This window comes from Microbacterium sp. ZW T5_56 (genome assembly GCF_044987425.1).
In the GTDB taxonomy this organism is placed as follows: domain Bacteria; phylum Actinomycetota; class Actinomycetes; order Actinomycetales; family Microbacteriaceae; genus Microbacterium.
This window is the reverse complement of the sequence record NZ_JBJDRI010000052.1, coordinates 1-22,808: the sequence shown is the minus strand read 5'-3', so window position 1 is coordinate 22,808 and position 22,808 is coordinate 1. Positions and strand designations below refer to the sequence as shown.

Here is a 22,808-nt window from a genome sequence, read left to right as displayed (position 1 = left end):
ATCCGCTGGTACAACAACGACCGCATCACAGAACGACTCGAGGGCCTGAGCCCGGTGCAATACCGGATCCAGACCCTCGCCGCCTAGGCTTTACCTAAACCAGTCCAACAAACACGGACCAGTTCATGACCGGGCGCCCCTCATGCATTGTCAGCGCGGGAGATCAAGCAGGTCGAGCAGCGCAGCCGACTTGCGCTTCACCGCGGCAGAGGTCGTGGTCGCCGCGATGTGAGAGAGGCCCGGCCACTGCGCGTCCTCCGGGAACATGACCCCGTGGGATCCGGCGGCGCGCAGGGCGGGGGCGAACTCCGTGGCCACATCGACGATCCGCACCAGCCATCGGGGCGGAGTGCCCTCGAGTGTGCTGGCGTGGCGGATCGCGTGCGTGAGCACCGGATACAGCGACGGCAGCATGGCGGGGTAGTGCGACAGACGGCGCACCAGCATGGACGGATCGAAGTCTTCGGAAGCCAGCATGACGTCGACCGCGTCGGCGACGCGCGTCGGCCCGAGGATCTTGGCCGCGGCGTCCGCGAAGTAGTAGGTCTCGGGGGTGGGCTGGAGCTGGGTGGCGAAGAGCAGCACCACGAGTGACCGGGACAGGAGGGCATCACGTGAGCGCTCTCGCTCGGTGAGGTTGACCAGCGCGCGGGTTTCGGGGTCGTAGCCCAGCCAGCTCTGACCGAGCGACGCGATTCCCTCGTTGACCAGCCCGTAGGTCCATCCGCTGGTGAATTCGTGCACGCTGCCATCGGCGAGTGTCAGCGTGACGACGAATGCGGATCCGCGCTTGCCCGGGGTGCGGGAGAAGCTGAGTACCGCGCCGTCTTCGATCACCTCCGGGTCGGGAACGGCGGGCCAGACGGACGCGAACTGCTCGTCGGTCAGATCTTCGCGTTCGACCTCTGCCGTTGGGGCGATGTCGGGAAGGCGAGCGGCGAGTCGGCGCGCGGCGACGACGGCGTTGGAGGAACCCGTCCGCGCGGCGATGGTGCGGACGCCGGGAAGCGCGAGCGCATCCGGGGTGGCCAGGCCCGCCGCGATGGCAGCCTCGGCCTCCGGCAGCATGTGTTCCAGGAATTCGATCGCCTCGGCGACGCCGGGTGGGATGCGCGCGCCCGTCGCGCTGACGTCGATGACCTCGGCTGCGAGCGGCCAGACGATCGAGAGCATCCCGGCGTCGGCGAGTTCCGCCCAGGCGCGCACGCGCGAGGCGATCGCGGAGATGCCGCCCTGCCAGCTCAGCTGACGCGCGCGTGCGACTCCCGGCAGCAGGACGCCGTTGTTCCACGCGGTGATCGCCGCATCGAGGCCGAGGCCGCCTTCGTCACCGAAGGCCAGCAGAGCCGACGCCGGAATCTCGCCGTTGGGAATGCCGCGCAGCAGAGCGGGCTCTGGTTGTCGCCAACCCGGCTCGCCGTCTGCCCAGGTGGGGTACTCGGTGAGGGGAACGGTGCGGGCTGTGCCGCGACGATCCGGGAAGTCGACGAGTGCGGGGTGTGGGGGGATGGGATTGACGAATCCGTCGCTGTCCTCGCCGGGGTGCTCGAACGGCGTCGCGAACCACCTGGTGAGCACCTGGCCCGTGGTGACGGGCAGGGTGCTGCCTTCCTGCAGCACGATCGGCACCGCAGACGATTCGAGTCGCTCCCGAACGCGGTCGTTGAGGAGGCTGCGGTCGACCCGCGGGAGCGCGAGCTGTACGTCCGCTTCGAGCACGGCGATGCCTTCGGCGGCGTAGCGATCCAGCCGATCCGCGAGGTCACCCGGGTCGATGCGGTAATCGTCCCAGGTAGGCGTGGACAGCAGCGTCGGGATCTCGCCGAGGCGCTGGAAGACCGCGGCGGCACAGGCGCGGGGTGCGGTGTCGTATTGACGCCGACTCGAGCTGGCATCGAGTTCGTCGGAGCCGATGATGGTGCCGCCGGTGCGCCAGCCATGCACCGGGTGCAGGCCGGGACTCCAGCGCTGCGGCACGCTGCGCAGCGCGCGACGAACGGCCTCGATGTCGTCGCGAGCCACCGCGTTCGCCGTGGCGAGGAATCGCTCGACGGGAAGGTCCAGGGATTCGCCCGGCCCGGCCAGCAGAGTGGAGGTCAGGGCCGTGAGGTTCTCCACTGTCGGCGGCCCGGCATCGAATCGCGGGACGGGGGCGAGGGGAGGCGTGGGTTGCCAGAGTCCACGCACGCCGATCGGAGCGGCGACGACGGGAGCCTCGGCATCGAGCCCCCATTCGTCGAGCAGGCGCTCGGCAAGCTTGCTGACCTTCTTGTCTTTCGCCGTGCGCAGCTCGGCGACGGATTCGCCGATCATCGCTGCTGTCTCGGCCGAGGGTGCGGGGTTCGCCAGGGCCGCCTCAAGCACTCCCGCCTTCGCCTTCGCGCTCTTGGCCGACAGACCGATCAGCATCACCTGGAGCGTGAGATCGTCGTCACCGGCGGCGAGCAGCGTCGGTGCGAACCGGTTGATCAGGGCATCGTCGCCGAACGACAGTGCTGACAGGACCACGCCGACATGGTCGAGCACATAGGCATCGGTGGTGGTGAGGTCGTCCATGAGGACCGTCGCGAACTCTTTGCGATCGATCGGGCGCTGGGCGGATTCCATGGCGTGCAGCACCAGGTCGCGGACCTCGTCACGCTCGATGAGGCCGTGGGCCACGCCCCGCCCGATCACGCCGATCCAGTTGCCCGAGGTGGTGACGCCGGAGGTCAGCGCCGCGCGGAGATGATCGGCGAATCGAGCGGCCACCGTGTCGTAGGGGAGCAGGTTCTCGGGGAAGCCCGTGGTCTCGCCATCTGCGACGCGGATGGTTGAATCGGCACGCGTCGCCCAGCTCTCCAGATATCCGATGTCGTTCGGGACGGCGATGTCCGGCGCACGGGAGATGGCATACGCGATCGCGCCGGCGAATCGCATGCGGGCGCGACGCTGGTTGAGGAACTGAGTGACGAACTGCTCACCGCACGAAGCCAGGAACTCGCCCTGTGCGGCGACGGTCAACCCGGTGGGGAACACCTCGAGTGCCCGCTTGACGGGGACGCCCAGCCGGATGGCGAAGGCGCCGAGCCGATCGGTGTCGACGCCGACGTGATTGATCCAGCCCCAGCTGCTATCGCCGGTCTGCCCGAGAGACGACCATTCGCCCGTCAGCAGTCCGGCCTTCGCCGTCTTCTGCTGCAGTGCGGTGCCGAGCGGGAGAGTGAGAACGTCGTCGTTGGTCGCGTCTTCCCACCCGAGCTCTCGAAAGAGGCGCAGTGATTCGGCGAGTGCGGCGTCAGCGGTGTCGGCGGCGGTCATGAGGCCGTCCCTTCTGCAATCATCACGGCGAGAACATGTGCGCACGGCCCGCGGCTGCTGCCGTGGCGTGCGTACCAGACACACGTGCAGGAGTAACCGGCCGTTGTGGCGCGTACGATGTGCGCGCTGCTGGCGGCCTCCACCGTCCATGTGTCGGCGGTGCGACGGACACCGGCGGCATCGACGATGCGTCGGGCGCGCACCAATCGCGGATTGTCACTGTCGATGCGGTCGGGATCGTCCGGCAGCTCGCGGTGGAAGAACGCCTGCTCTCGGACGTCCCACCCCACACGCCCGGATGCGGCGAGGACAGCCAGCGCCTCACGCGTGTCTGCCGGGGCGAGTGCGGCATCCGCAGCGAGACGATCGATGTCGATGTGCGGGTCGAAGGACAGCAGCGCGGACAGCAGGGCGGCGTTGTCGAGCACATCCGTGGCAGCAAGTGAGGCGAGCAGGGCACCCTCGCCGGAGTACCCCCGCGTTGCGCTCTCGGTGAGCGCGATCAGCAGCCGGGAACCCGGGATCTCGACCTCTACCGCGGCGCCTCCGGCAACTGCGTCCGACGGGCCATACACGGTGAGTGACTGCAACTGTGTGAGAAGGCGTTTGAGACCGCTGAGGCGGTGCAGTCCGCTCACATGGACGGCGTCGGGGCTCGCTCGCGGGGCCACCCGCATGCCGGTGGGCGTCGGGGTCAGCCAGCCGTCGCGCCCGCCGCCAGTGGCAGGAGGCAGTGACGCCACGAAGGCACGCGCCGGTGCTGCCGCGATGGTGAAGCGTGCGACCAGCGACGCGTGCAACTCCGCGGCGTTCCCCAGCGCACGTACCCAGCGATCAGGCATCGTCACCGGCCGCTCGACCGCGGATGTGCTCGGGGTGGCCGCGGTGAGACCGTCGGTGCCGACATCGAGGTGCAGGAGGTCGGTGCGCGTGATGGCGGCGAGCGTGCGTCTCATGGTGGTGCCGATGTCGACGTTGGTGGTGCCGTAGGCGATGTCGCCGCCGTCGAGGCCGGAGGAGAGAAGGTCCAGGCGTGCGTAGACGCTGTTGTCGGCGGAGAACACCTCCGCACGAAGGCGATCTCCATGGGCGGTGAGCACAGGGTCGCGCATGGTCGTCGGGGCGGGCTGGAAGTAGCGGGTGGCCGTGATGTCGGCGAGGGTGACCAGCCCCTGCGCCACCGCACGCGGTTCGGTGGCGAAACCGTGAAAGAAGCTCGGCGATGCGGTGAGACCCGCCGGCGTGAGGGCCGGCGCGAGGGCCAGCGAGAGAGAGGAATCGGTCGCTTCGGATTCGGTGGCGTATCCGCGCGCGCTCATGCCGTCCAGCCTATCGATGGGGGGAGCAGCCTCATTCGTCCCCACCTCGGCCGCCCCGTCCTCGCCACCAGTTCACGAGGAACGCCACCAGTGTCCCGCCGACGATGGTGATCGCGACGATGAACATCAAGTCCCGCTCGGTCACAGCGCCTTCTCCCCTCGGGCCGCCGCGGCCACGATCGTCTCGATGCGTCGCGTGACGGTGACGGGTGTTCGTGCCATCGCGATGTGGGTGAGCGCGAGCTTGCGCGCGCTGGGGGAGAACGCGTCCCATGTCGCGCGAGCTTCCGGCTTCGCGTCAAGCGCAGCCCTCAGCTCATCAGGCTCGATGCCGGCTTCGGGGCCCTCCAGCACCGTCCACATGCCGTTCGCCTGTGCCGCGTCGATCAATGCCTGGCCCGCCGGGGTCATGCGCCCCTCGGCGAGGAGACGGCTCACGCGCTCCTTGTTGGACGCGGCCCACGCGCTCTTCGGAGAGCGTGGTGCGAACCAGAGCTTGGCGTGAGTGTCACCGGGACGCGCGACCGCATCGATCCAGCCGAAGCAGAGTGCTTCCTCCACCAGCGGCGCATACAGATCGCCACGCGTTGTCGAGGCGTCTTTCGGCATCAGCACCCACACCCCGGTGGAGGTGGCGGCGTTTGCCTCCAGCCAGTCGCGCCATTCGGCAGCGGACGTGACGACGACCTCTTCGGCATCCTCGAGTTTCCCCATGCCCCGATCATGGCAGGGACGTCTGACATCGGGACGGGGGAATACGACCGGGCCTGTGCGGCGTTCGCGAAAGCATGAAGGTTCTTCTCACCGGCGCGACCGGCTACATCGGCACCTCCGTTCTCGAGCGCCTGCGCGCGGAAGGTCACGATGTGATCGCCCTCGTGCGCGACGAGACGAAGGCCCGCATCGTCGAGCAGGCCGGCGCGACCGCGCTCGTCGGCGATGTCTCGGATGGCGAGCTCATCGCCACGGCGGCGGTAGCAGCGGACGGTATCGTCCACACGGCCTCGACTTCCGACGGTGACGGCCCGTTCATCGACGCCGTGCTCCATGCGATCGCGGGCACCGGCAAGCCGTTCGTGCACACCGGTGGAATCTGGAGCTACGGCACCGGAAGCGCGATCACCGAGGAGTCTCCGCTCGATCGCCCCGCCCTCACCGTGTGGCGCGGCGCGGGGGAGGCCGCGGTTCTGGGTGCTCCCGGCATCCGCGGCACGGTCGTCGTGCCCGCGCTGGTCGCCGGCCGCGGTGCCGGTCTGATTCGGCTGCTCACCGACAACACCGAGGGCGGAGTGCAGCTGATCGGCGACGGCAGCCAGCACTGGAGCACGGTCGACGTCGACGACCTCGCGGTGCTGTATGTTCGGGCGCTGGAGAGCGGACGCGCGGGCGACACGTACATCGGCGCTTCAGGACACAACCCGACCGTTCGCGAACTGGGCGAGGCGATCGCTGCCGGCTTCGGCGTGACCGCGGGCGTGCGCGCGGAGAGCGTTGAGAAGAGCCGTGCGCGTCTCGGAGAAGCGTTTGCCGACGCTCTGCTGCTCGACGAGCAGGCCACGGGCGCGAAGGCGCGGACCGAGTTGGGATGGCAGCCGGTCGCGCGTCCGCTTGTGGAGCAGCTCGCGGATGGCAGCTATCTCGGACAGGACGACGGCGCGCGGAGCTGAGTTCGGTCTGCGGACCTGAGTCGGGCGCCCCTTCCCGACGTCATAGCCGCAGTGCGGGGATGGCCCGTCACCCGCCCGTCCGGCCGGCGATGCCGTGCTGCGAAAGGAGGACGATGACGCAGGCGAAGTGCTCCATCGCCGCCGTCGTCCTCCTTTCGCGACAATCTCCTCGTTTCAGAACAGGATCCGAGGTGGTCATCACAGCAGCTGTTGCACGCGGTGCGGCACCATCTCCCGCATGATGAGGCCCGTGGTCGTTCGCTTCACACCGTCGACATCGAGGATTCGACCCGCGATGCGGTACAGATCGTCCGCGTCGCGAGCGACGACGCGGATCATGAGGTCGGTGATGCCGGACAGGCCGAGAACTTCGACTACTTCAGGGATCGTCATGAGGGCCGCGCCGACGCTGTCGAGCTTGCGCTGCGTGACACGGGTGAGGATGAAGGCGCTCATCGGGTAGCCGAGCACGGCCGGGTCGATGCGACGTTCGAACGAGCGCAGCGTGCCGTCTTCGTCGTAGCGCGACAGGCGCGCTCGCACGGTGTTGCGGGCCAGCCCGGTGCGTTCCGCCAGCGCGACGATGGTGGCTCCCGGGTCGCGGATCAGGTGGCGTAGCAGCGATCGGTCGGTTCGGTCGGCGGCCGTGGGGTGCTTCACGATGATCAGGCTCCTTTGCTCACGCAGGAAAGCTTTGCGCGTTCTGATCAAGATACAAGTCTCATCTTGTTCATCGCGACACCTGCTGGTCGACTATTCGACAGATCTGCTTCCCATCGCTCCCACTGCACCGCCCACAACGCGATCGGCGTGACGCCCCAGAAGGGCCGGAGCACCGCTGTCGACGCGATGACGCGCCGGCCTCCCGAGGAGATGCCATGCCCTCTTCTGTCCTTGCCCCGTCACCGGTGGATCTGACCGCGCTCGCGGCCATCGAAAAGCGCGTGCTCTGGCTGGCGACGTCGATGATCCATCACGCCAACCGCGTCCGCCCCAATGTCTCCGGGCTGAAAGTCGGCGGGCATCAGGCATCGAGCGCATCGATCGCGACGATCATGACCTCGCTGTGGTTCGAGCAGCTGCGGCCGGAGGATCGAGTGTCGGTGAAGCCCCACGCCTCCCCGGTGCTGCACGCGATCCACTATCTTCTCGGCGAGCTGAGCGACACGCAGATGACCTCGCTGCGCCAGTTCGGCGGCATTCAGAGCTACCCGAGTCGGTCGAAGGATCCCGATCCCGTCGACTACTCGACGGGATCGGTCGGCATCGGTGCCACGGCCCCGATCTGGGGCGCGATCTCACGGCGCTATGCCGCAACGCTCTCGGGCGACTCCCCGCGTGGTCGGCAGTACTCCCTCGTCGGCGATGCCGAACTCGACGAGGGGGCGATCTGGGAAGCGCTGCTGGATCCGCACGTGCCCGACCTCGGCGAGATCGTCTGGATCGTGGATCTGAACCGGCAGTCGCTGGATCGTGTGGTGCCGAACATCGCCGCGGGCAAGATCGAGCGGATGTTCGCTGCTGCGGGCTGGCAGGTGATCACGGTGCCGTTCGGCGCGCGACTGGAGGAGCTCTTCGCGCGTCCGGGTGGCGCGCAGCTTCGCGAGCGGATCCTGGCGATGCCGAACGCCGAGTATCAGCGCCTGCTGCGCTGCTCGGCGAGCGAGGTGCGTCATCGGCTTCCTGGCACTGAGGACGCCATTCGCGCGCTGCTGTCGGAGGTGTCAGATGTCGAGCTGGTCGAGACGATCCGCAACCTCGGCGGCCATGATCTCGCCGCGCTGCGGGAGGCGTTCGCGGCGATCGACGATGACCGCCCGACCGTCATCATCGCGTACACGATCAAGGGGAATGGGCTGCCGACCGCCGGCCACCCGCAGAATCACTCGTCGCTGCTGACTCACGAGCAGTACGCGGAGCTGGCAGGGACCGTGGGAATGGATCCGTCCGCGCCGTGGCAGCGGTTCACTGAGGACTCCCCTGAAGGTCAGCTCTGCGGCGGCGTGGGGGCTCACCTGCGTCGGGAGCCGGTCGTCTCGTCGTCGCCGCCCGCTGTTCCTGCGGATTTCGGTCGCACGCCGGGCGGGACCGGCACCACGCAGGCTGCGCTGGGGCGGGTCCTGCTGGATCTCACGCGTTCGGCCCGGAGGTGGCGAGGCGAGTGGTCACGGCGAGCCCTGACGTGAGTTCGAGCACGAACCTCGCCGGCTGGCTCAACAAGGTGGGCGTGTGGTCGACGAGCGATCGTCAGGACTGGTTCGACGATGATCCCGAGATGATCATGCACTGGCGTGAGCGGCCGAGCGGCCAGCACATCGAGCTGGGGATCGCGGAGGTGAACCTCGTCAGCCTCCTCGGCGAACTGGGCTCGACGTGGAGCCGTTGGGGCCAGCCGCTGTTCCCGATCGGCGTGCTCTACGACCCGTTCGTCGAGCGGGCGCTGGAGCCGTGGTCGTATGGGATGTACGCCGGTGGGCAGTCGATTCTCATCGGTACACCGTCCGGTGTCTCGCTGGCGGCTGAGGGCGGTGCGCATCAGTCGATCAAGACGCCGTCGATCGGCCTGGAGCAGCCGGAGTGCCTGAGCTACGAGCCGGCGTTCGCGCAGGAGGTGGAGTGGACCCTGCTCGCCGCGATGTCACAGATGGGGCGGCCCGGCGGCAAGTCCGCGTACCTGCGGCTGTCGACGAAGCCGGTGGATCAGTCGCTCGCCGCGATTCCCTCGGATGCCGCGGCGCGCGAGCGGCGGCGGCGCCAGGTGGTGGCCGGCGGGTATCGCCTGCGGTCGGCGGTGTCGCCGGATGCGACTCTCGTCACGATGGGCGCGATGGTTGCCGATACTCTCGCCGCGGCGGATCGGCTGGCCGGCCTCGGAGTGTCCGTAGATGTGGTGTGCGTGACCAGTCCCGGTCTGCTGTTCGAGGCACTGCAGGCGCGCGGCGGCCAGGGGAGTGGGGATGCGTGGATCCTCGACCAGGTGCTGCCCGCGGACCGTGCGGTCCCGCTCATCACGGTGCTGGACGGCCACCCGCATGCGCTCGCGTTCCTTGCGGGTGTGCACGGGGTGCCGGCGCGGCATCTCGGGGTGAGCCGGTTCGGGCAGGCGGGGGATCTCGCCGACGTGTACCGGTGGCACGGTATCGACGCCGACGCCCAGGTGCGCGCGGTGCTGGATCTTGTGGGGTGACGGGTGCGGGGCGCGACCTGTCGGCCACGCCCCGCGTTTGATCAGCTGCGCGGCGGGTTGAGGGGTAGCCATTCCTCGAGCGTGGTCGCGAAGATCTGCGCGCCGTCGACGGGGATGAGCGTGCGCTCCTCGATCTGCGCTCCGTAGTAGGGCGCCGAGTCGTCGCGAACGACGGTGCGGGAGTCGCGGCGGAACGCGAGAGCCCGACGCGCGAACTCGTCCATCCCGAAGGCCTCGGGGCCGGCGATCTCGATGTCGCCCACCGGGCTTCCCGCCGCGGTGCGTGCGACAGCGGTTGCCACGTCCTCGGCGGCGATGGGCTGGATGAGGGCGCCCGGCAGGGAGACGGTGTCACCCTCGGTCGAGATGTCCGCGATGCTGCCGACGAACTCGAAGAACTGCGTCGCGTGGACGAGTGAGAATCCGATCGCCGATTCGCGGATCAGGTTCTCCTGTGCGGTCTTCGCCGCGAAGTAGGGGATGTTCTGCGGCCGGTTGGTTCCGACGATCGTGAGGGCGACGTGGTGCGTCACGCCTGCGGATGCCTCGGCTTCGAGCAGATTGCGGGTCGAGGTGGTGAAGAAGTCGAGGACGTCGGCGGGTGCGAAGGAGGGGGAGTTGGACACGTCCACAACGGTGTCGGCGCCGACGAGCACTTCCGCGAGTCCCTCGCCCGTGAGCGAGTTGACGCCCGTGTTGGGCGACGCGGCGATGGCCTCGTGGCCATGCTCATTCAGCTTCGCGACGACCTTCGAGCCGATGAGGCCCGTTCCTCCGATGACGACGATCTTTGCCATGGTCCTGCCTTTCCTGGGGGGAGCGTCGAAGTCGGCGCCCATAAGAGATGACCGAGCAGCGTTCGCAGGTGTGACGGCTTGTCACATATCGGCGTTGTCGCCGGTCTGAGCTGTCGAGGATCCGTGTCTGGACTTTCGGGTCATCGGTGTTGCCAGCGTGTGTGGGACGGGTGGAAAGTGTTGAGCGTGACTGCGGTGAGCGACGAGCGACAGGTTGATGCTGACCTCGACGAGGCCCTGCGGATCTTCACCGAGCAGCGCGGTCGTCTGTTCGGGATCGCGTATCGGATGCTCGGCACCGTGTCGGATGCCGAGGACCTCGTCCAGGACACGTGGATTCGGTGGCAGAACACGGACCGCGCGCAGGTGGATGAGCCGGCGGCGTTCCTCGCAACCGTGATCACGAGGCTGTCGATCAACGTCCTGCAGTCGGCTCGCGTGAAGCGGGAGACCTACATCGGTCCGTGGCTGCCCGAACCCGTGAACACGGAGGCCGATCCGACGCTCGGCGCCGAGCGGGCTGAGGCGCTGCAGTTCGCGATTCTGCTGCTGCTGGAGAAGCTCACACCAACGGAGCGCGCTGCGTACGTGCTGCGGGAGGCGTTCGATTATCCTTACGACCGGATCGCGGAGGTCATCTCATCGAGTGCGGTGAGTGCCCGCCAGCTGGTGAGCCGCGCGCGTGCCCATCTTGCCTCAGCGAAGCGCGCGCAGATCTCGCCGTCTCGGCAGCGCCGACTGCTGGAGGCGTTCCTCGTGGCCGCGCGACGAGGCGATGCGGACGAGTTGGAGCGGCTGTTCGCGGATGACGTGGTCAGCTACACCGACGGCAACGGGGTGAAGCTCGCGGCACGGATCCCGGTGGTGGGGCGTGCGCGCGTGGCGAAGTTCGTGGCCGCGTTCTCGCATCACTTCTGGGTGGGGAAGGATGTCGAGTGGGTGGAGGTGAATGGTCAGCCTGCTGCGTTGCTCGTTGAGGACGGTGCGGTCACCACAGCCGTGACGATCACTGCCGACGGCGACGGGATCGAGCAACTGCTGTGGCTGATGAGCCCCACGAAGCTGGGGCATGTCATGGCAGGCGCCTGACCGACGCGTTTGCGCGTGATGCCCCGCGAGCGTCATTGACATCGTGAATCGGAGACGACATCGTGGATCGGAGGCGTGGTGCTGTCATCGCCGCCGTGCTGCAAGCCGGCGCGGGACGTATCAGTATCCGTGCCAGGGCAAGGCAAAACCCCCGCCATGTAGAAGCTAGGCGAGGGTTTCTGGGACCGTTGTAACGACGGTCCGTGTGGCTCCGACGGGCGTCGATCCCGTGACCTCACGATTTTCAGTCGTGCGCTCTACCAACTGAGCTACAGAGCCGTACGGCTTGATGTTTGCCGCATCCGACACGAAAGGCCCTCTCAGAGAAAGGGCCCGTCGCTGTGGAGCGACCCTGACGGGACTTGAACCCGCGACCTCCGCCGTGACAGGGCGGCACGCTAACCAACTGCGCTACAGGGCCATGATGATATTCAATTGTAGAGTGACCCCAACGGGATTCGAACCCGTGCTACCGCCGTGAAAGGGCGGCGTCCTAGGCCACTAAACGATGGGGCCGGAGCGGGGCTTGCGTCCCGCACTTGCCGACGATCCAGCATAAGCGGAAACTGAGGCGAAAAACAAACTGACCCAACCCCGGGTGTGGCGAACCCGGATCTCAGGCGAGAAACCCCAGGTCAAGCCCGCAGGGAGCTACTTGTCTGTGCAAGATGCACAAGGAACTTCGGGATCAACCCGTTACAAATGTGACTCGTGTTGTTACTGTGGTTGATGTGACTGACCCTGCAGTCTGGAGGACTCATCTTGCTTACCGGTACTGACACGCGTCGGAAGCGTGGCGCGTCGAGCGTACGCTCACGCCACACATCGCCCCGACCGCGCCGGTTCATCCTGGGCCTGGCCGCGCTCACCTTCGCGGTGGCGGGCACCATCATGGCTCCCGGTGCGCCGGCTGCATTCGCGGTGACCTACCCGTCGTGGGACGACGTACAGGCAGCGAAGAACGACGAGTCCGCCAAGGCTGGGCAGATCACCGAGATCGAGGGGCTCATCGCCACCCTCAACAACAACGTCGCCACGACGCAGCAGGCCGCGCAGGATGCGGGTAACGCCTACTTCGACGCTCAGCAGGCGTTCGCGCTCGCCTCGTCGAAGGCCGACACCCTCCAATCGCAGGCCGACCAGCAGGCGCAGGCTGCCACCGATGCGGCCAAGAAGGCCGGCGAAGTCGCCGCGCAGCTCTACCGCAACGGCGGCGACGACACCACGCTTCAGCTGTTCTTCTCCGATTCCGCGAAGTCCGCTGACGACATCCTCAGCGAGCTGGGTCAGGCCGACATGCTGCTCGAGCAGAACAAGGCGATCTACGACGCCGCCGTTCTCGCCCGCAACAACGCGCAGTCGCTCACGAACCAGGCCGAGGTGCAGCGCGCGGAGCGTGACCGCCTCCAGCTCGAAGCGCAGCAGAAGTTCGCCGCCGCTCAGGAAGCAGCGCAGGCAGCCCAGGCCGCTCTGGAAGCGCAGCAGGCCAACCTCGCCACCCTCGAGGCGCAGCTCGCCGCTCTCAAGGACAACACGACGAAGGTCGTCGCCGCCTATGAAGAGGGCGTGCGGGTTGCCGAAGAGGAGCGCATCGCGCGCGAGAAGGCCGCCGAGGAGGAGCGCCAGCGCGCCGCCGAGGAAGAGCGTCAGCGTCGCGAGCAGGAGCAGCAGAACAATAACAACAACAATTCCGGTGGCGGCGACACCGGTGGCGGCGATTACACGCCCCCGACCTCGGGCGGCAACGGCGGAAATGGCAGCGGCGGCTGGGTTCGTCCCAGCAACGGCGTCGAGACCTCCGACTACGGCCCCCGCTACTCCCAGTGCGGTAGCGGCTACTGCGCCTCGAGTTTCCACGAGGGTGTCGACCTCGCCTCCGGCTGCGGCAGCTACATCTACGCCGCGCACTCCGGCACCGTCGCCTACTCCGGCTACAACGGCGGGTACGGCAACTACATCCGCATCTCCAATGACGACGGATCCGGCATCGCCACCGGGTACGGTCACATCCAGTACGGCGGCCTGCTCGTCGGCTACGGCCAATGGGTCAATGCCGGCGATGTGATCGCACTCGAGGGCAATACCGGCAACTCCTTCGGATGCCACGTGCACTACGAGGTGTACGTCAACGGCTCAACCACCAACCCGACGCCTTTCATGGCGCAGTTCGGCATCGAGGTCTGATCGACAGTACGACGATGGCCCCCGCTTCGGCGGGGGCCATTGCTGTGCCGCGATCATGCGGTCTCAGTTTCCGCGCTCATGTCGCCTGCTGGCTGCATCATCAGAGACCAGTCGTGTGATTGGTCTCAGGAATTGTCGGCCGAGGACCCGGTGGCTGCTGTTCGTGAGACCAATGGCCGCGGTAGTCATCCCGCCGGAACTGACAGCGGTCGTTGCTGCCACGGGTCGTGCTCACACCCGAGCGCACCTTCGTCACCCTGAAGCGCACCCGGTGACGTGGCCGCAGTCCCCGGAAACGCGAAACGGCCGCCCGAACCGGGCGGCCGTTTCGACGTGTGAGGTCAGTGACCCTCGGTCTTGGCGCGGTCGAAGGCCTCGACCACGAGACGCTCGGCCTCGGCGGCGTTCGCCCACTCGTCGACCTTGACCCACTTGTTGGGCTCGAGGTCCTTGTAGTGCTCGAAGAAGTGCGAGATCTCCTTCTTCGTGAACTCCGGGATGTCATCGACGTCCTGGATGTGCGCCCAGCGCGGGTCCTTCGCGAGCACGGCGACAACCTTGTCGTCGCCACCGGCCTCGTCGCTCATCTTCAGAACGGCAACGGGGCGGACGTCGACACCGACGCCCGGGTAGAGCTGCTGGTCGAGGAGCAGGAGCACGTCGAGCGGGTCGCCGTCCTCACCCAGCGTGTTGTCGAAGAAGCCGTAGTCAGCCGGGTAACCGAAGACCGTGTACAGAACGCGGTCCAGCATGACGCGGCCGGTTTCGTGGTCGACCTCGTACTTGACGCGGCTGCCACGGGGGATCTCGATGGTGGCGGTGTAAGCGCCCATGCGTGTGCTCCTTGAGAAGTCAGGACGGAATGCGGGACCAGCCTACTCGCCCGAGTCTGCGCGCTTCATCCGCGCATCCGACTGACTCCCCGGCAACGCTCGCGAGATCAGTGACGTGAGGAGGGGAGCCAACAGGAGCAGGAAGAGCGCGAAGTGCCCCTGGCTGGGGATGATCGCTGAGTGGATTGTGGCGAAACGAGGACGTGGCGCGCGCGGTGGCCCTATCCTCACGGTGCCGTCCTCACCTCACGGCACCACCTTGCACTGCCAGCGGCGGACATGTCGATGACCGCTGAGTGGATTGCCGCGAAACGAGGACGTGGCGCGCGCGGTGGCCCTATGCTCGCGCCACGTCCTCAACTCACGACGTCACCGCCCACCCAACCCACCACGGGCGACGCGGCACGCAGCGGGTAGCGTGGGGGAGTGCCGTCCCTGAACCCCGCCGTCGCCGAGATCCGCCGTGCCGTGCGTACCGCGCTGGAGCCTCATCGCGGTACGGACGTGATCGTCGCCCTCTCCGGGGGTGCCGATTCCCTTGCGCTCGCGGCCGCGGTCGCGTTCGAGGCGCCGAAGCTCGACATCCGCGCCCGTGCGGTCACGATCGACCACGGGCTCCAGGATGGATCGGCGGATGTCGCCGCGCGAGCGTCAGCACAGGCGCGCGCACTCGGTCTGGATGCGATCGTCGTCGCGGTCAGCGTCGACGCGAATCATCCAGACGGACCCGAGGCAACCGCGCGCACCGCGCGGTATGACGCGTTGGAGCGCGCGGCCGACGAAGCCGGTGCCGGCCCTATCCTGCTGGCGCACACCCTCGACGACCAGGCGGAGACGGTCCTGCTCGGACTCGCGCGCGGGTCTGGCGCCGCCAGCCTGCAGGGGATGGCACACGTCGCCGGTCGTCGACTCCGTCCGCTACTCGACATCCGTCGCGAAACCGTGCGGGCGGCGTGCATCGCGCAGGATCTCACACCGTGGCATGACCCCCACAACGCCGACGCTCGATACACCCGCGTGCGAGTGCGCACCACGGTGCTGCCGGTGCTGGAGACGGAGCTGGGCCCTGGTATCGCGCAGGCACTGGCCCGCACTGCCGAGCAGCTGCGCGAGGACAACGAGGCGTTCGCCGAGATGATCGAGGAGACCATCGAGGACATCGTCGAACATGCCGAGGCCGGGATCGCCGTGTCGGTCCCCGCTCTCGCCGCGAACCCCGCCGCGCTCCGCAATCGCATCATCCGACACGTCGTATCGAGCGAGTTCGGGGTCAGCCTCACGCGTGCTCAGACCCTCGAGGTGGCGCGACTGGTCACCGATTGGCGCGGACAGGGGCCGCTCGATCTGCCGGCGTGCACAGCGTCTCGCACCGGCAATCGCCTGACCTTCACTGCTCGCTGATCCGCGAACAGCGTGCGTCAGGGATGGACCCAGGCGAGGATCGCCCCCAGCACGGCGCACGTGATCCCCAGGATGAAGAAGATCATCCGCACCACGCGTGCCGGGCGTGATTTCCACGACGTCGTGAGCCCCACGATGAGCCACGCCAGGGCCGCGACGACCGCCAGTGCCCCCACCATCGCGAGAACGACGCTGATCGCCCCGAGCACCTCGACCGCGCTCATTTCCTGCTCCCCGGGAAGATCGCGAACGTGATGCCGATGGCGCCGCAGATACCGAGCGCGATCACCCCCACCGTCAGCGCCGCCTGCCCCGCTGCGCCTTGCGTCCATCCGATCATCAGCGCCACTACGGCGACGAAGAAGATCGCGGCCAAGCCGTACACGCGCACTGCGAACCACGTGCCCATACGCTCTCGACCCCGCCCGCTGCTGTTTGCATCCCCCGCGTTCATACCGACCCCCGTCTGATCGGCCCCATCATGACGACTCGAACGGCATCGCACCAGGGGTGATGTCGAAAAACAAACAACGGAGGTGCGCCGACGTCCGCAGCGGAGTGAGTTCTTGCCAGAGAACAGGCCGCGGTGGCCACTGGGGAGACTGCCGAGGTCGATGTCGTCACCCGAGCGTTCATCACGCCGACGCGAACGACGCCGTACCAGAGGTGACATCGAAGAACAGCAGACGGCGGTGCACACGAAGGTGCACCGCCGTCTGAGTGTCGTGTTACTTCTTGCCGCCGAAGAGCCCGCCGAGGCCGCTGAGCAGACCGCCGAGGTCGATGCCGCCGCCGGAGGACGACGAGGTGCCGCCACCGGTGAGACCGCCCAGCAGGCCGCCGATGATGTCGCCGATGCCGCCGCTCGAAGTCTCCGCGCCCGCCGTAGCGGGAGCCGAGCCGGAGGACTGCTTGGCGAGGACGTTCATGATGATCGGAGCGAGGATCGGCAGCAGCTTGCCGAAGTCGATACCGGCCGTGGCCTTGTCCTCGGTGAGCTTCTGCTCCACGACCTGCTTGTCGGAGCCGAAGATGTGTCCGAGGATCTTCTGACCGTCGGCCTCGTCCACATTGCTGACGTCGATGTCGGCGTCGTGCTTCTTGAGCGCCTGCTGAATGGCGGCAGCGCCATCCTCGCTCTCGGCATTGCGGTGAAGACCGCCGAGGATGGTCGCGCCACCCTCCTTGATCGCCTGCGTCGCCGTTGCGGGGTCCACGCCCAGCTTCGCGGCGATGTCGCCGATCGGAAGATTCGCGAGGATGTCCTCAATCCCAGCCATGGGAGATCCTTTCGTAGAGAGGCGCGCGTGATGGGCCATCGGGCAGCCCGCGCAAGCCCCACTGTGCCGTACCACCGGGGAATTACACAACAGGCGCGGCCCCTAGAATTGCTCCATGCGTGCAGCCGACATCGCCGATGACCTGACCGACGTCCTCGTCACCGAGGAGCAGATCCACGAGAAACTGCGCGAACTCGCGCAGCAGGTCGCCGTGGACTACGAGGGCAAGGACCTCGTGCTGGTCGGTGTCCTCAAGGGCGCGATCATGGTGATGAGCGACTTCATCCGTGCGCTGCCCATCCTGGTGCCGCTTGATTTCATGGCCGTGTCCTCCTACGGTGCCAGCACCAAATCCAGCGGTGTGGTGCAGATCCGCAAGGACCTCGACACCGATATCCACGACAAGCACGTGCTGATCATCGAGGACATCATCGACTCCGGGCTCACCCTGTCGTGGCTGCTGGAGAACTTCGCGTCCCGCGGTGCGGCCTCCGTCGAGGTGCTCGCCCTGCTGCGCAAGCCCGAGGCCGCAAAGGTCGAGATCGACTGCCGCTATGTCGGCTTCGATATCCCGAATGACTTCGTCGTGGGTTACGGCCTGGATTACAACGAGAGCTACCGCAACCTGCGCGATGTCGCGGTCCTCGCCCCGCACGTCTACAGCTGAGTTCTCCCGCGCGGGCTGGACATTCCCACGCGTACGCCGTGGGCGAATACCAGCAAGGCCAAAGGAACGTCAGGATAGCCTGAGGGATACGCCGAGAGGCGTCTGTCGACAGAAGGGCATTGGGGAATCCCCGCACCATGGACTTCAAGAAGCTCACCCGCAATCCGCTCATCTATGTGGCGCTCATCGGAGTGCTGCTTCTGGTCGGTTTCTTCCTCATCTCCGGCTTGACCGGCGCGAAGGAGGTCAAGACCGAAGAGGGCTTCGACCTCCTGAAGAGCGGCACGGTGACCGAAGCGGTCATCACCGACGGCGACCAGCGCGTCGACCTCAAGCTCGACAAGGCGTACGAGGGTGCAACCTCGGTGCAGTTCTACTACATCGGCGCGCGCGCAGCCGATGTCGTAGAGGCAGTCAACGAGGCCGCTCCCAAGGAGGGCTTCAACGACGCGGTGCCGCAGCCCAACTGGTGGGGAAGCATGCTGTCGCTGCTGATCCCGATGCTGCTGCTCGGTCTGCTGTTCTGGCTGATGCTGTCCAACGCCCAGGGCGGCGGCAAGGTGATGCAGTTCGGCAAGTCGCGCGCGAAGCTCGCCACGAAGGACATGCCCAGCGTCACGTTCGCCGATGTCGCCGGTGCAGACGAAGCGATCGAGGAGCTTGAGGAGATCAAGGACTTCCTCAAGGAGCCCAGCAAGTTCCAGGCGCTCGGTGCCCGCATCCCCAAGGGTGTGCTGCTGTACGGCCCTCCCGGAACCGGTAAGACCCTGCTCGCGCGCGCCGTTGCCGGTGAAGCGGGCGTTCCGTTCTACTCGATCTCCGGCTCGGACTTCGTCGAGATGTTCGTCGGTGTCGGCGCCAGCCGCGTGCGCGACCTGTTCACACAGGCGAAGGAATCCGCGCCCGCCATCATCTTCATCGACGAGATCGACGCCGTCGGTCGCCACCGCGGAGCCGGTATGGGCGGCGGTCACGACGAGCGCGAGCAGACCCTGAACCAGATGCTCGTCGAAATGGACGGCTTCGACCCCAAGGCCAACGTCATCGTGATCGCGGCCACCAACCGCCCCGACATCCTCGACCCCGCGCTGCTTCGCCCGGGTCGCTTCGATCGTCAGATCGGCGTCGATGCTCCCGATCTGAAGGGTCGCCTGCGCATCCTCGAGGTGCACGGACGCGGCAAGCCGCTGGCCGACTCGGTCGACCTCGAGGTCGTCGCCCGCAAGACCCCGGGTTTCACCGGTGCCGATCTCGCGAACGTCTTGAACGAGGCCGCGCTGCTCACCGCGCGCTCCAACGCGCAGCTGATCGACAACCGCGCGCTGGATGAGGCCATCGACCGTGTCATCGCCGGACCGCAGCGCCGCACGCGCGTGATGAACGACAAGGAGAAGCTCATCACCGCGTACCACGAGGGCGGTCACGCTCTCGCCGCTGCGGCGATGAACCACACCGACCCGGTCACCAAGATGACGATCCTGCCCCGCGGCAAGGCACTCGGCTACACGATGGTGATGCCGCTGGATGACAAGTACTCCGTCACCCGCAACGAGCTGCAGGACCAGATGGCGTATGCCATGGGTGGTCGTGTGGCCGAGGAGATCGTGTTCCACGACCCCACCTCGGGTGCCGCGAACGACATCGAGAAGGCCACCTCCACGGCCCGCAAGATGGTCACCGAGTACGGCATGACCGCGGCCGTGGGCCCGGTGAAGCTCGGTGGCGGCAGCGGTGAGATGTTCTATGGCCGCGACATGGGCCATGACCGCGACTACTCCGAGTCGGTCGCCGAGCGCGTCGATCAGCAGGTGCGCGACCTCATCGAGCAGGCGCACAACGAGGCGTATGAGGTCATCAACGCCAACCGCGACATCCTGGACCGCCTCGCTCTCGAGCTCATGGAGAAGGAGACGCTGGACCACGTGCAGCTCGAGGAGATCTTCAAGGATGTGAAGAAGCTGCCGCCGCGTCAGCAGTGGCTCTCCAGCGACCGGCGTCCGGTTTCGGCGCTGCCTCCGATCCAGATCCCGCGTGCCGCGAATGTTGCGGCAGAGCAGGCTGACGCGCGCACGGCCGCAACCGCCACCGCGGCGCAGCCCGAGACGGGTGGCGGACACCCCCGACCGGCTACCGCCTGACGTGAGCGTCGACCAGCCTCGCGTCGCCGCCCTCGTCCGGGAGCTGATCGAGGCGATCGGCGAAGATCCCGCTCGACCCGGCCTGGTGGGAACACCGGACCGGGTCGCGGCGTCGTACGCGGAGTTCTTCGCCGGGGTGGGCGAAGACCCGGCAGCCCCACTCGCTCACACGATCAGTGTGGCCCACGGTCCGGCACCAGAGACGGAGCCGAGCGGCGCGGTCATCCTGCGCGACATCCAGTTCCGCTCAACGTGCGAGCACCATCTGCTCTCGTTCCTCGGCATCGCGCACATCGCGTACCTGCCGGGAAGCGCGGTGGTGGGACTGGGGGCACTGCCCAAGGTGGTCGACATCCTTGCCGCACGGCCGCAGGTGCAGGAACGACTCGGTGAGCAGATCGCCGACACCATCGCGACGGCGCTGGCGGCCCGCGGCGTGCTCGTCGTGCTCGACGCCAGCCATCAGTGCGTGACAGCCCGCGGCGGTCGCCAGCCCCTGGCCTCCACGATCACCGTCGCCGCCCGCGGAGCTCTGTCGGAACCCGCCGCGCGCAGCGAGATCATCGCGCTGATCGCCCGCGGTGGGGACCCCGGAACGGACCCGCGATGATCGGCATCTGGGGCATCGTGAACGTCACCCCCGATTCGTTCAGCGACGGGGGTCGGTATCTCGACACGACCGCCGCGCGTGAGCAGGGACGACGCCTCCGAGCCGACGGCGCCACCGTGCTGGACATCGGCGGCGAATCGACGCGGCCCGGTGCGGAACGCGTACCCGTCTCCGTCGAGATCGATCGCGTGGTTCCGGTGATCGAGGCGCTCGCTGCCGAAGGCGCCGTGCTGTCGGTGGACACCATGAACGCGGCCACGGCGCGGGCTGCGGTAGCCGCGGGCGCTCGGTACGTGAACGACGTGGCCGGCGGTCTGGCAGATCCCGAGATGCTCGCCGCTGTGGCCGAGACGGACGCCGATTACGTGCTGGGACACTGGCGCGGCCCCTCCTCCGACATGTACGCGCGAGCGGAGTATGCCCGTATCGGCGACGAGGTGGCAGCGGAACTCCTCGACCGAGTCGAGCAGGCGGCGGCTGCCGGGATCAATCCGTCGCGCATCGTGCTGGATCCGGGCATCGGCTTCGCGAAGACGGCCGAACAGAATTGGGCTCTGCTTCGTGAGCTGGATGCGGTTACGGCGCTGGGGCTGCGGGTCCTCGTCGGCACGAGTCGCAAGCGCTTCTTCCTGCCCGTTCTCGGTGATGACGCGGACGAGGAGCGTCGGGATCTGGCCACGGCGGTCACCAGCGTGCTCGCGGCCGACGCGGGTGCATGGGCGGTGCGTGTGCACAACGCCGCGGCCACGCGCGATGCGCTGGCCGTGCGGTCGGCGTGGAAAGGGGAAGAGCGATGACCGAGCACTTCCGCAAGGAGCCGTTCCGCTCCGACCTGAGCCATCGCGAACGCCGGGCACCGGGTCCCATCGGTCGCGCGGCATTCCGTGAGCCGGTCGAAGCGGCGCGCGATCCTCGGCGTGTGCGATGCATGCCGGGCATGGGAGGGTGGCAGTGATGGATGAGATCACGCTGACCGGCCTCACCGTCTTCGGGCGGCACGGGGTCTTCGACTTCGAGCGCGAGCAGGGGCAGGACTTCACCGTCGATGCCACGCTGCGGATTGACCTGGCACCCGCCGCAGCGAGCGATGACGTCCGCGACACCGTGCACTACGGAGAGCTGGCCGAGACCTTCGCCGACATCATCGGCGGCGAGCCGGTGGACCTCATCGAGACGCTGGCGGACCGCCTCGCGACCGCCGCGCTCTCGGACCCGCGGGTGCGAGCGGTGTCGATCACCGTTCATAAACCGCACGCGCCGATCGAGCGCGCCTTCTCCGACGTCTCCGTCACCGTGCATCGGGAACGCTCGTGAGCCGCGACCTGGCCCGCGCCCTGCCGACTCCGGAGCGCACCGGACGCAAGGCCGTGGACGTCGTGATCGCGCTGGGATCCAACCTCGGGGATCGCGAAGGCACGCTCGAGGCAGCCGCGGCGGAGATCGGTCGACTGCCGCTGGTGGATGACCTGCGCTTTTCCCCGGTGATCCGATCGGTTGCCGTGACACCGACGGGTCCCGACCCGAGCAAGCCGGAGTATCTTAACGCCGTCGCGATCATCCGCACCCGGCTCGCGCCGACCGTGCTGCTGGGCTATCTGCAGCGTATCGAGAGCGAACACGGTCGGGTCCGCCTCGAGCGGTGGGGCGATCGCACGCTGGATCTCGACATGATCTCCTACGGCGATCTGCACAGCACCGACCCCCAGCTCACGCTGCCGCACCCGCGCGCGCACGAGCGCAGCTTCGTGCTGGGCCCGTGGTCTGAGCTGGATCCCGACGCTGTCCTTCCGGGACACGGCCGCGTCGCCGACCTGTTGGCGGGGCTGCGCTCATGAAGCGCACACGGGGAGCGGTTCTCGCCCTGATCGCGGCGATCGCAGCGGTGCTGGGGTACGGCACCGACCTGCTGCTGACGAGTTTCGGGCGATCCACGTTCACTCCCGACTGGGTGCTCGCGGTGGCTCAGGTGATCATCGCGATCGCCGTGCTGATTCTGGCCTGGCCGATCCGGCGGGCAACCCACGGCGGTGCCCGCGTCGACCCGTTCCGTGCGCTGCGGGTGGCGGTGCTGGCCAAGGCGTCGAGCGTCTTGGGCTCGGCGATCGGCGGATTCGCGCTCGGACTGGCAGTTTTCCTGCTGCTGCGTCCGGTGCCACCACGGGTAGGCTCGATGACGGTCATCGCCGTGACCGTCGGGACGGGTGTCATGCTCGTCATCGCGGCGCTGGTGGCCGAGAGTTTCTGCACGCTCCCGAAGGACGACGATGACAACGCCCCAGGACCCGACGAACCCGCAGCTCCCGCCCACCCCTGACTTCCGGCCGGTTGCGCCGCCC

The 22,808-nt window shown here is 67.6% G+C and carries 22 protein-coding genes, 3 tRNA genes and 1 pseudogene; 14 read left to right on the top strand and 12 right to left on the bottom strand.

Going from position 1 to position 22,808, the window contains the following annotated elements; all coding sequences use genetic code 11:
- Positions 1-87, top strand: a complete 87-nt coding sequence (locus tag ACI3KU_RS18075; RefSeq protein ID WP_404921683.1) for an IS3 family transposase — start codon at positions 1-3, stop codon at positions 85-87.
- A gap of 63 nt (positions 88-150) precedes the next feature.
- Here ACI3KU_RS18075 and ACI3KU_RS18070 read toward each other — a convergent pair whose 3' ends face one another.
- From ACI3KU_RS18070 to ACI3KU_RS18060, 3 genes are all read right to left on the bottom strand, one after another.
- Positions 151-3,300, bottom strand: coding sequence for a hypothetical protein (locus tag ACI3KU_RS18070; RefSeq protein ID WP_404923725.1), 3,150 nt, complete (start codon positions 3,298-3,300; stop codon positions 151-153).
- Positions 3,297-4,619, bottom strand: a complete 1,323-nt coding sequence (locus ACI3KU_RS18065; RefSeq protein ID WP_404923724.1) for an SWIM zinc finger family protein — start codon at positions 4,617-4,619, stop codon at positions 3,297-3,299. Before ACI3KU_RS18065 ends, ACI3KU_RS18070 begins: the two co-directional genes overlap by 4 nt.
- 141 nt (positions 4,620-4,760) lie before the next feature.
- Positions 4,761-5,333, bottom strand: coding sequence for a YdeI family protein (locus ACI3KU_RS18060; protein ID WP_404923723.1), 573 nt, complete (start codon positions 5,331-5,333; stop codon positions 4,761-4,763).
- Positions 5,334-5,407: 74 nt separating this feature from the next.
- Here ACI3KU_RS18060 and ACI3KU_RS18055 point away from each other — a divergent pair, with 74 nt between their 5' ends.
- A complete protein-coding gene (locus ACI3KU_RS18055; RefSeq protein ID WP_404923722.1) occupies positions 5,408-6,286 on the top strand; it encodes an NAD-dependent epimerase/dehydratase family protein in 879 nt (292 codons plus the stop codon).
- 198 nt (positions 6,287-6,484) lie between these two features.
- Here the strand turns inward: ACI3KU_RS18055 and ACI3KU_RS18050 are convergent, their stop codons facing one another.
- Positions 6,485-6,946, bottom strand: coding sequence for an Lrp/AsnC family transcriptional regulator (locus ACI3KU_RS18050; protein WP_404923721.1), 462 nt, complete (start codon positions 6,944-6,946; stop codon positions 6,485-6,487).
- Positions 6,947-7,164: 218 nt separating this feature from the next.
- On the opposite strand from ACI3KU_RS18050, the pseudogene ACI3KU_RS18045 reads away from it, so the two are divergent.
- A pseudogene (locus tag ACI3KU_RS18045) lies at positions 7,165-9,473 on the top strand (transketolase-like TK C-terminal-containing protein).
- Positions 9,474-9,514: 41 nt separating this feature from the next.
- Here ACI3KU_RS18045 and ACI3KU_RS18040 read toward each other — a convergent pair.
- On the bottom strand, positions 9,515-10,270 hold the full coding sequence (locus ACI3KU_RS18040; protein ID WP_404923720.1) for an SDR family oxidoreductase: 756 nt from the start codon (positions 10,268-10,270) through the stop codon (positions 9,515-9,517).
- Positions 10,271-10,465: 195 nt separating this feature from the next.
- Between ACI3KU_RS18040 and ACI3KU_RS18035 the strand changes: the two genes are divergently transcribed.
- Complete coding sequence (locus ACI3KU_RS18035) at positions 10,466-11,359, top strand: RNA polymerase sigma-70 factor (RefSeq protein WP_404923719.1); 894 nt, start codon at positions 10,466-10,468, stop codon at positions 11,357-11,359.
- A gap of 206 nt (positions 11,360-11,565) precedes the next feature.
- Here the strand turns inward: ACI3KU_RS18035 and ACI3KU_RS18030 are convergent.
- The 3 genes from ACI3KU_RS18030 to ACI3KU_RS18020 all read right to left on the bottom strand — a co-directional run bounded on the left by ACI3KU_RS18030 (position 11,566) and on the right by ACI3KU_RS18020 (position 11,875).
- Positions 11,566-11,638 (bottom strand) — tRNA-Phe (locus tag ACI3KU_RS18030).
- Between the two features lie 68 nt (positions 11,639-11,706).
- Positions 11,707-11,780, bottom strand: a tRNA-Asp gene (locus ACI3KU_RS18025).
- A 22-nt stretch (positions 11,781-11,802) separates the two neighbouring features.
- A tRNA-Glu gene (locus ACI3KU_RS18020) sits at positions 11,803-11,875 on the bottom strand.
- 246 nt (positions 11,876-12,121) lie between these two features.
- On the opposite strand from ACI3KU_RS18020, the gene ACI3KU_RS18015 reads away from it, so the two are divergent.
- Positions 12,122-13,543, top strand: coding sequence for a M23 family metallopeptidase (locus tag ACI3KU_RS18015; protein ID WP_404923718.1), 1,422 nt, complete (start codon positions 12,122-12,124; stop codon positions 13,541-13,543).
- A gap of 341 nt (positions 13,544-13,884) precedes the next feature.
- Here the strand turns inward: ACI3KU_RS18015 and ACI3KU_RS18010 are convergent, their stop codons facing one another.
- The gene (locus tag ACI3KU_RS18010; protein WP_404923717.1) at positions 13,885-14,376 is read right to left on the bottom strand and encodes an inorganic diphosphatase; all 492 of its coding nucleotides are present in this window, start codon (positions 14,374-14,376) and stop codon (positions 13,885-13,887) included.
- A gap of 426 nt (positions 14,377-14,802) precedes the next feature.
- On the opposite strand from ACI3KU_RS18010, the gene tilS reads away from it, so the two are divergent.
- A complete protein-coding gene (gene tilS, locus ACI3KU_RS18005) occupies positions 14,803-15,777 on the top strand; it encodes a tRNA lysidine(34) synthetase TilS (RefSeq protein ID WP_404923716.1) in 975 nt (324 codons plus the stop codon).
- A gap of 17 nt (positions 15,778-15,794) precedes the next feature.
- Here the strand turns inward: tilS and ACI3KU_RS18000 are convergent, their stop codons facing one another.
- The 3 genes from ACI3KU_RS18000 to ACI3KU_RS17990 form a co-directional block, all read right to left on the bottom strand.
- Positions 15,795-16,001, bottom strand: coding sequence for a hypothetical protein (locus ACI3KU_RS18000; protein ID WP_404923715.1), 207 nt, complete (start codon positions 15,999-16,001; stop codon positions 15,795-15,797).
- Complete coding sequence (locus ACI3KU_RS17995) at positions 15,998-16,186, bottom strand: hypothetical protein (RefSeq protein ID WP_404923714.1); 189 nt, start codon at positions 16,184-16,186, stop codon at positions 15,998-16,000. Before ACI3KU_RS17995 ends, ACI3KU_RS18000 begins: the two co-directional genes overlap by 4 nt.
- A gap of 319 nt (positions 16,187-16,505) precedes the next feature.
- Positions 16,506-17,057, bottom strand: coding sequence for a DUF937 domain-containing protein (locus tag ACI3KU_RS17990; protein WP_404923713.1), 552 nt, complete (start codon positions 17,055-17,057; stop codon positions 16,506-16,508).
- A gap of 115 nt (positions 17,058-17,172) precedes the next feature.
- On the opposite strand from ACI3KU_RS17990, the gene hpt reads away from it, so the two are divergent.
- From hpt to ACI3KU_RS17950, 8 genes are all read left to right on the top strand, one after another.
- Positions 17,173-17,724, top strand: a complete 552-nt coding sequence (gene hpt, locus ACI3KU_RS17985) for a hypoxanthine phosphoribosyltransferase (RefSeq protein ID WP_404923712.1) — start codon at positions 17,173-17,175, stop codon at positions 17,722-17,724.
- A 137-nt stretch (positions 17,725-17,861) separates the two neighbouring features.
- Positions 17,862-19,862: an ATP-dependent zinc metalloprotease FtsH gene (ftsH, locus tag ACI3KU_RS17980; protein ID WP_404923711.1), complete on the top strand. Its 2,001-nt coding sequence runs from the start codon at positions 17,862-17,864 to the stop codon at positions 19,860-19,862.
- A gap of 1 nt (position 19,863) precedes the next feature.
- Complete coding sequence (folE, locus tag ACI3KU_RS17975) at positions 19,864-20,472, top strand: GTP cyclohydrolase I (RefSeq protein ID WP_404923710.1); 609 nt, start codon at positions 19,864-19,866, stop codon at positions 20,470-20,472.
- Positions 20,469-21,269 carry a dihydropteroate synthase gene (gene folP, locus ACI3KU_RS17970; protein WP_404923709.1) on the top strand — a complete coding sequence of 267 codons (801 nt, stop codon included), beginning with the start codon at positions 20,469-20,471 and terminating at the stop codon, positions 21,267-21,269. Before folE ends, folP begins: the two co-directional genes overlap by 4 nt.
- The gene (locus ACI3KU_RS17965) at positions 21,266-21,427 is read left to right on the top strand and encodes a hypothetical protein (protein ID WP_404923708.1); all 162 of its coding nucleotides are present in this window, start codon (positions 21,266-21,268) and stop codon (positions 21,425-21,427) included. The genes folP and ACI3KU_RS17965 overlap by 4 nt, the downstream gene beginning before the upstream one ends.
- The gene (gene folB / locus ACI3KU_RS17960; RefSeq protein WP_404923707.1) at positions 21,427-21,786 is read left to right on the top strand and encodes a dihydroneopterin aldolase; all 360 of its coding nucleotides are present in this window, start codon (positions 21,427-21,429) and stop codon (positions 21,784-21,786) included. Before ACI3KU_RS17965 ends, folB begins: the two co-directional genes overlap by 1 nt.
- On the top strand, positions 21,783-22,307 hold the full coding sequence (gene folK, locus ACI3KU_RS17955; RefSeq protein WP_404923706.1) for a 2-amino-4-hydroxy-6-hydroxymethyldihydropteridine diphosphokinase: 525 nt from the start codon (positions 21,783-21,785) through the stop codon (positions 22,305-22,307). The genes folB and folK overlap by 4 nt, the downstream gene beginning before the upstream one ends.
- On the top strand, positions 22,304-22,786 hold the full coding sequence (locus tag ACI3KU_RS17950; protein WP_404923705.1) for a DUF3180 domain-containing protein: 483 nt from the start codon (positions 22,304-22,306) through the stop codon (positions 22,784-22,786). The genes folK and ACI3KU_RS17950 overlap by 4 nt, the downstream gene beginning before the upstream one ends.
- Positions 22,787-22,808: the final 22 nt, after the last annotated feature.

Coding starts and splice junctions, on each gene's coding strand:
- ACI3KU_RS18070 (WP_404923725.1), bottom strand. CDS start 3,300: ATGACCGCCGCCGACACCGCTGACGCCGCACTCGCCGAATCACTGCGC.
- ACI3KU_RS18065 (WP_404923724.1), bottom strand. CDS start 4,619: ATGAGCGCGCGCGGATACGCCACCGAATCCGAAGCGACCGATTCCTCT.
- ACI3KU_RS18060 (WP_404923723.1), bottom strand. CDS start 5,333: ATGGGGAAACTCGAGGATGCCGAAGAGGTCGTCGTCACGTCCGCTGCC.
- ACI3KU_RS18055 (WP_404923722.1), top strand. CDS start 5,408: ATGAAGGTTCTTCTCACCGGCGCGACCGGCTACATCGGCACCTCCGTT.
- ACI3KU_RS18040 (WP_404923720.1), bottom strand. CDS start 10,270: ATGGCAAAGATCGTCGTCATCGGAGGAACGGGCCTCATCGGCTCGAAG.
- ACI3KU_RS18010 (WP_404923717.1), bottom strand. CDS start 14,376: ATGGGCGCTTACACCGCCACCATCGAGATCCCCCGTGGCAGCCGCGTC.
- ACI3KU_RS18000 (WP_404923715.1), bottom strand. CDS start 16,001: ATGAGCGCGGTCGAGGTGCTCGGGGCGATCAGCGTCGTTCTCGCGATG.
- ACI3KU_RS17995 (WP_404923714.1), bottom strand. CDS start 16,186: ATGGGCACGTGGTTCGCAGTGCGCGTGTACGGCTTGGCCGCGATCTTC.
- ACI3KU_RS17990 (WP_404923713.1), bottom strand. CDS start 17,057: ATGGCTGGGATTGAGGACATCCTCGCGAATCTTCCGATCGGCGACATC.
- hpt (WP_404923712.1), top strand. CDS start 17,173: ATGCGTGCAGCCGACATCGCCGATGACCTGACCGACGTCCTCGTCACC.
- ftsH (WP_404923711.1), top strand. CDS start 17,862: ATGGACTTCAAGAAGCTCACCCGCAATCCGCTCATCTATGTGGCGCTC.
- folP (WP_404923709.1), top strand. CDS start 20,469: ATGATCGGCATCTGGGGCATCGTGAACGTCACCCCCGATTCGTTCAGC.
- ACI3KU_RS17965 (WP_404923708.1), top strand. CDS start 21,266: ATGACCGAGCACTTCCGCAAGGAGCCGTTCCGCTCCGACCTGAGCCAT.
- folB (WP_404923707.1), top strand. CDS start 21,427: ATGGATGAGATCACGCTGACCGGCCTCACCGTCTTCGGGCGGCACGGG.
- ACI3KU_RS17950 (WP_404923705.1), top strand. CDS start 22,304: ATGAAGCGCACACGGGGAGCGGTTCTCGCCCTGATCGCGGCGATCGCA.